Below are 6,315 nucleotides of genomic sequence, written 5' to 3' on the forward strand. Positions count from 1 at the left end.
AATTTATGTACTATGAGAGGGATAATGCAAGGTTTTTGAGAGTCCCAATCGGATTTTCGCAGCATGAACATCGGATTTTAACAGGTCAAAAGCCTTATTTTAAAAGGGTTTTACCATTATTCAGCAAACCCTATATAGCAGTTATCTTAATGGTGAAGTAGAAAGTTTTCCTTTTGGGGAGTCAGCCATCAGCTTTTTTCTCCCGATATCCCTGTTCACTGATAACTGATAACTGATCACTGATAACTGAATAGCTGATCAGCCTTTCTCTGTCAACTCTTAAGGAGTGGTGCGTTTGATTTTTGAATTGGCGAATAATTAAGGTTTGCTGAATAAATCTAAAAACCTTGTTGGATAAGACTTTTAGACTTGTTTTCCCTCAAAAAGTGCCGACCTTTGGAGTGATTGGGGGGAAAATCCCTGGACTTTTTCCCTGAAAATTAGGTAATTGACCACCTGAAAATCGGTAAAACCCCACACCCCACACCCCACACCCCACACCCTGCCCCTAGGAAAAGCTTTTTCAGCAAACCCTAATTAAGGAAATATCACCACTACTTAAACAGTTTTTTCTTAAGTTTAGCCAGAGAACTCTGTATCCATAATTTTTTAAGTCGCAGGGGTTCTAAACCTTCTATATCAGCCGGATAATGTTTTTTAATATCAAAGAAATCATTAATTTCTCTTAAAATTGTTTCAAAACGTGGTAGTAATTTTTCGGGATTATAATCATCGAGAAAATTAGCCGGTAAAGAATTAACGGGAAAATTACGGACATAATTAAGAATACGTTCCAGATCGTATTGACTGGAATAAGCCCCGATTTTTTGACAATTGAAACCGGGATCGAGATAATCGGCTAGGGCGCTATTAACACTAGAAAATACCGTACAACCACAGGCTAAAGCTTCCAGGGGCGGTAAGCCAAAACCCTCCGTTAAACCGTTTACAGCCCAATATTCAGCCGAATCGTAGAGATAAACCCGACTGCGATTGAATAATCCCACTAAATCCTCCACATAGCTATCTAAAACCTTAACGCGACAGTGGGGACGGAGGGCGGGAACTAGACGATTGAGAAGATACTTTGAGGATTTGCGCCCCTGTACTAGGACATCGATATCTCTTTCTAAGCCTAAATTGAGAAATTCTGAGCCAATTTGATTAGGAAGATAGTAAATCAAAGCATTAGGAGCCTTTTCTCCCCAATACCCCATAGTATTACGGCTAACGGTGATAATTGGTATTTGGGAGGGTAAACGGAAGCCGTAACCTGTACTATGGGCATGATAAATGATATTATGCGATCGCAATCTTTGCACCAGTTTAGGAAGATCAAAACCCCAGCTAACCACAAAAATACTGTCATCCGAGCTTATTTTGGCGAGTATATCCTCTAAAAAAGGATAATTTAACTCTTTTTGACGATAAGTCACAATCTGGGCGCTACAAATTTGACTAGCCAAATTGACGGTTTTCATTTCTGCCCACAGTCCACCCCCACCAAAAGGAGAAGTAGTACCGGGCAAAAGAAAATAGAGGTTTCTCATCAGGATAATAGAAGTTTTGGTTAAGCGGTAGTTTGGAGACTTGGCTATTCTATACTTAATTATTAAGGTGTGAGGTATCTAAAGGCAATAGTCGATCGAGCATAAGTGTAATTACTACTAAATAAATTTTTTAGCCTTGAGTCGGCTATCAAGAGACTTAGCTAGTTAATTACAAATTCTGCTAATTAATAAATATTACTAAACCGCAACCAGCTAGATAACTGGAATTTCACGGGCAAGCCATTAAGCCTTAAAAGTATTGCTATGCAAGGATCGTAGCCGAAAAAGCAAAACTACGGGTTTCCCTGTGGATGCGGTTTATCAGAGAAATTAAAATACTTGACTAGAGGCTTGCTTGTTTGCTATACTAGCAAGCAAGTAAGCAAAACACACAAGGGGATTATTGGTCATGAAAATAAAACTTAAAAGATTAATAAAAAATTATGCATATTATTTCAAGAGCCACCTTAAGAATTTTTTGGGAAACTCATCCAGAGGCTCAGGCTGGTCTACGTTATTGGTACAAGCAAGTTAGTCAAGCAAAATGGCAAAGTTTCCAAGATATTCGTCAGGATTTTTCTTCGGCTGACTTAGTGGGTAATTTTATAGTATTCAACATTTGCGGCAACAACTATCGACTAATAACTTATGTTGATTTTCAACATAGAAGGGTTTTCATTAGAAAAATACTAACCCATGCTGAATATAATAAAAACCAATGGAAAAAAGATTCGTGGTTCAATAAATATTGATCTAAATCTCTGAATCTCCAAATAAGTAGGGAGGAAAAATTATTTGTAGGATGGGTTAGCGGTAGCGTAACCCATGCGGGCGTTGGGTTTCATGCTTCAACCCAACCTACGTTTATCTTATATTTAATTCCACCCACCCACTTATGAAAACTATAAATTATTAACTAAAAATTTTGTATCTCCTTCAGTCACCCCTATTTAAACCATAAAATTAGAGTTATCTTTATGTTTGCCACTGATAAATACTTAGAATTATTAAAGCAATACCCTCCTCGTCCTATTCACAATGAGGAAGACTTAGAAATGATGCAGGAGGTTATTAATCGCCTGTTAGACAAACCCCAATTAACGGCAGAAGAAAGGGAATATCTAAATGTTTTAGGGGCTTTAATTTATGAGTATGAGGAAAATCAAGAGCCAATACCTGATATTTATGGAATTGAATTGTTGAAATTCATATTAGAGGAAAGAAACCTACAAAAGCAAGATTTGCTATCTATTTTTGAAAGCAAGTCAACCCTGGATGATATTCTTGATGGGCAACAAGATTTAACTACTGTCTACATTCAAAAATTAGCCAATTTTTTAAATATATCTCCTGATTTATTTTTTCCTAGTTAGTCACAAAAAATGCGCTAGACAGTTAAGCTTATTTCCTGTCTTAACGCATAGGTTAACGGACTAAATCAAAGCCCGATAACGCCCCAAAGCCAGTAAAGGAAAATACTGCTGATAGAAATGATATTTCAGGTAAAAATGACAGGGAAAACCTGTACCAGTGAAGTAATCTTCATCCCATGTACCATTTTCTTTTTGGGTAACAAGAAGATAGTTAACGCCCTTTTCGATTACTTCTCGCTGATAATTACCGGTGACTTTCCCGACGGCTAATAAACCGATTAATGCCCAAGCAGTTTGGGAAGCGGTACTATTTCCCTGTCCTTTAAATTTAGGGTTATTGTAACTAAAACAGGTTTCACCCCAACCACCATCAACATTTTGACAACTGCTTAACCAATTGGCTCCTTTTTGCAATTGCTGGCGATATTTATTCGGTTCCAGAAAAGCCAAAGCAGATAATGCCCCACTGGTTCCATAAATATAATTTACACCCCAACGACCAAACCAACTACCATCAGCTTCCTGTTCTTTTTCCAGATAATCCAAAGCTTTTTTAACTCGATTTTCCTCCATTTTAACATCACAAGTACCTAACATTTCTAGAACTCTGGCAGTAACATCAGCCGTATTAGGATCGATCATTGCTTTTAGATCGGCATAGGGCAAAGAATTAAGCCAGTTTTGATCGTTATCGATGTCAAAAGCTCCCCAACCACCAGCTTTACACTGCATAGTAGCCATCCAATTAACTGCCCGTTTCATCACGCTTTTTTTAATATTTTCATCGGGCATTTTAATTAACTCTAAAGCCATCACCACCACTGCCGAATCGTCTAAATCGGGATACCAGCGATTATCAAATTCAAAAGCCCAACCCCCGGGGGTTCCGATTTTATTTTTAATCGCCCAATCGCCATAATCAAGAATTTGTTGATCGATTAACCATTGTCCCGCTTTAATCATAGCTGGATGAGCGGGATTTAGACCGGATTCAATTAGCGATCGAATTACCCAAGCCGTATCCCAAACCGGCGACACACAGGGCTGTACACAATAGGTATTATCTGTCTCAATGGCAAAATTATCCACCGCTTTTAAACCCCGGGCAACAATCGGATCGTAAACATCATAACCTAGGGCTTTTAAAGCTAACAGAGAATTTAACATCGCCGGGATAATTCCTCCCCAATCGCCCGTGTCTTCCTGTCGTTCAATTACCCATTTTTCCGCCGCTTTCAGACTTTCTTGACGGAAGGGAACTAAATCAGTTTTTTCTGCCCATTTAAACAGCCCATCTAACCAGAGGAAAACATCCGCCCAATCGTTATTTTTTGGTAACTCATACTTGACATTATTCACCCCTTCTGTATAGAGTTCATCGAGATTAAAACCCATTTTATACACGGGTTTTTTGTCGAAAACAATTAATAAAGGAACCGTACTTCCCCGCGCCCAACTGGACATTTCATAGATAGTAAAAGGGAAATTTTCCGGCAGTAGCATAATCCAAGCGGGGATAGAGGGAACCCCCTGCCAATCGTAACAACCAATCAAAGCGAGGTGCATTTTGGTGAAAATGCGGGTTTTGCTGATGCCACCTTTAGCTAAGATAAATTCTCTAGCTTTTTCTAAAGCAGGATCATTAGCGGGAATTCCCAATAGTCGCAGCCCCATGTAGGCTTCCACAGTGGTGCTAAGATCGCCACCATCACCATAAAATAACTCCCAAGCGCCGTTAGGACACTGTTGCTGACGCAGATAGGTGGCTGCTTTGTCTAGGGGGCGTTTTTTGTCAGTTTTCCAGATTTTGTGCAGTAAAATTGCTTCTGAGGTGATGGTGACATTAGATTCTAATTCTGCCCACCAGTAACCGTCAGAGTATTGGGTAGAAAGTAAATAATTTTGAGAAAGTTCGATCGCTTTCGCTGTTTTAGCGGCTATTTCGGTGATTTTTTCCTGAATCTGCATTTTTTCCGTTCGACAACCTCTAGGGACCACGAGTGCAAATAAGATAATCTTATTTACAAAGTTTTTAATAAGTAGCTAAAGAATGGGCTTTTGTTCCCAAGGAATCCAGTCAAGGAATTTGCTTTGGTTGCCAATTTCTTTTTTCTTTTGACTGATTACTGATAACTGATCAAGTACCCCCACCCCCCTGAAGACAAAAAGGGTACGAAACTCGCACCCCACCAGATTGATCTTCATTTAACTTACTTTTTCTTTTTGCCTTTAGCGGGCGGATTATCCTTCGCTGCCGGTTCCGGAGCTTTTTCCTCCACTTGCGGGGCTGCTGCTACGGGTTCCGGGGCTTTTTGTCCCATTTGGGCGGCTACTTCGGCGGCGAAATCCGTTTCTTCTTTCTCGATCCCTTCACCTAGTACAAAGCGTTGGAAACGACGCACCTGAATATTCTCTCCCAAAGCGGCGATCGCTTGTTTGAGCAATTCGTCAATACTGATGTTCTGATCGCGGATAAAGGGTTGATCGAGCAGAGAAAGTTCTTTCAAACGTTTTTCAATGCGGCCGGCCACGATTTTTTCTTTGATATTATCGGGTTTATTGGCTAAATCGTCCCGTCCCATCTCAATTTCTTTTTCTTTGGCGGAGATTTCGGCGGGAATATCGGCCACTTTCACATATTCGACGTTAGGACAAGCGGCAATCTGCATCGCCACGTCATTAACCAATTTTTTGAACTCCTCGCGACGGGCAACAAAATCGGTTTCGCAGTTCACTTCCACTAAAACACCGATGCGACTGCCGGTGTGGATGTAACTGCCGATCATCCCTTCTGCCGCTACCCGACTAGCTTTTTTCTCGGCGGAAGTAATCCCTTTTTGACGCAACCATTCGATCGCTTTGGTTATATCCCCCGCGTTTTCCGTCAGCGCCCTCTTGCAATCCATCATGCCGGCGCCGGTCTTTTCCCTAAGTTCTTTAACCTGTTGTGCTGTAATTTCCGCCATAAAATTCCTAACCTACTGCTTATAGTTGATCATGCCACGAGAGGGGCAGGTTTTACTGATCGATAGGTCCGGAAAGTTTCCCCCCGAACCTATTGGCGATCAATAGCTAATTTTCCCTAGTTATCGTCGTCTCCACTGGCAAATTCGGCGGCGTATTGGGAATAATCACCTTCTTCCTCGTACTCGGTTTCATCCTCGTAGTCTTCCTCGTATTCTTCCACCGCTGCTTGACCACCCCGACGACCTTCGATGATCGCATCGCTAATTTTGCCTAAAATCAGTTTAACTGAGCGAATTGCGTCATCGTTGGCGGGAATCGGCACATCTACCAAGTCAGGATCGCAGTTAGTATCCAAGAGGGAGATGATGGGAATGCCCAATTTTTGGCATTCTTGGATAGCGTTGTATTCCCGACGCTGATCCACT

6 protein-coding genes are annotated in these 6,315 nt (G+C 40.9%); 2 read left to right on the forward strand and 4 right to left on the reverse strand.

All coding sequences use genetic code 11. The features are described 5' to 3' along the window. Nucleotides 1-554: 554 nt before the first annotated feature. The gene (locus PX481_RS25780) at nucleotides 555-1,550 is read right to left on the reverse strand and encodes a glycosyltransferase (RefSeq protein WP_288026901.1); all 996 of its coding nucleotides are present in this window, start codon (nucleotides 1,548-1,550) and stop codon (nucleotides 555-557) included. 443 nt (nucleotides 1,551-1,993) lie between these two features. On the opposite strand from PX481_RS25780, the gene PX481_RS25785 reads away from it, so the two are divergent. After that, on the forward strand, nucleotides 1,994-2,302 hold the full coding sequence (locus PX481_RS25785; protein ID WP_002760992.1) for a type II toxin-antitoxin system HigB family toxin: 309 nt from the start codon (nucleotides 1,994-1,996) through the stop codon (nucleotides 2,300-2,302). A gap of 225 nt (nucleotides 2,303-2,527) precedes the next feature. Continuing rightward, a complete protein-coding gene (locus PX481_RS25790; RefSeq protein ID WP_288026904.1) occupies nucleotides 2,528-2,923 on the forward strand; it encodes a helix-turn-helix domain-containing protein in 396 nt (131 codons plus the stop codon). A gap of 60 nt (nucleotides 2,924-2,983) precedes the next feature. Here the strand turns inward: PX481_RS25790 and shc are convergent, their stop codons facing one another. From shc to rpsB, 3 genes are all read right to left on the reverse strand, one after another. Beyond that, the gene (gene shc, locus PX481_RS25795; protein WP_288026906.1) at nucleotides 2,984-4,891 is read right to left on the reverse strand and encodes a squalene--hopene cyclase; all 1,908 of its coding nucleotides are present in this window, start codon (nucleotides 4,889-4,891) and stop codon (nucleotides 2,984-2,986) included. Nucleotides 4,892-5,133: 242 nt separating this feature from the next. Next, the gene (gene tsf, locus PX481_RS25800; RefSeq protein WP_002734629.1) at nucleotides 5,134-5,889 is read right to left on the reverse strand and encodes a translation elongation factor Ts; all 756 of its coding nucleotides are present in this window, start codon (nucleotides 5,887-5,889) and stop codon (nucleotides 5,134-5,136) included. A gap of 116 nt (nucleotides 5,890-6,005) precedes the next feature. Beyond that, nucleotides 6,006-6,315: 30S ribosomal protein S2 (gene rpsB / locus PX481_RS25805; RefSeq protein WP_288096802.1), on the reverse strand; the 310-nt coding region annotated here is incomplete at its 5' end.

It is taken from the genome of Microcystis sp. M53603_WE2 (assembly GCF_030065435.1).

Excerpts from the sequence above, each read along its gene's own strand:
- PX481_RS25780 (WP_288026901.1), bottom strand. The coding sequence starts at position 1,550 with ATGAGAAACCTCTATTTTCTTTTGCCCGGTACTACTTCTCCTTTTGGT.
- PX481_RS25785 (WP_002760992.1), top strand. The coding sequence starts at position 1,994 with ATGCATATTATTTCAAGAGCCACCTTAAGAATTTTTTGGGAAACTCAT.
- PX481_RS25790 (WP_288026904.1), top strand. The coding sequence starts at position 2,528 with ATGTTTGCCACTGATAAATACTTAGAATTATTAAAGCAATACCCTCCT.
- shc (WP_288026906.1), bottom strand. The coding sequence starts at position 4,891 with ATGCAGATTCAGGAAAAAATCACCGAAATAGCCGCTAAAACAGCGAAA.
- tsf (WP_002734629.1), bottom strand. The coding sequence starts at position 5,889 with ATGGCGGAAATTACAGCACAACAGGTTAAAGAACTTAGGGAAAAGACC.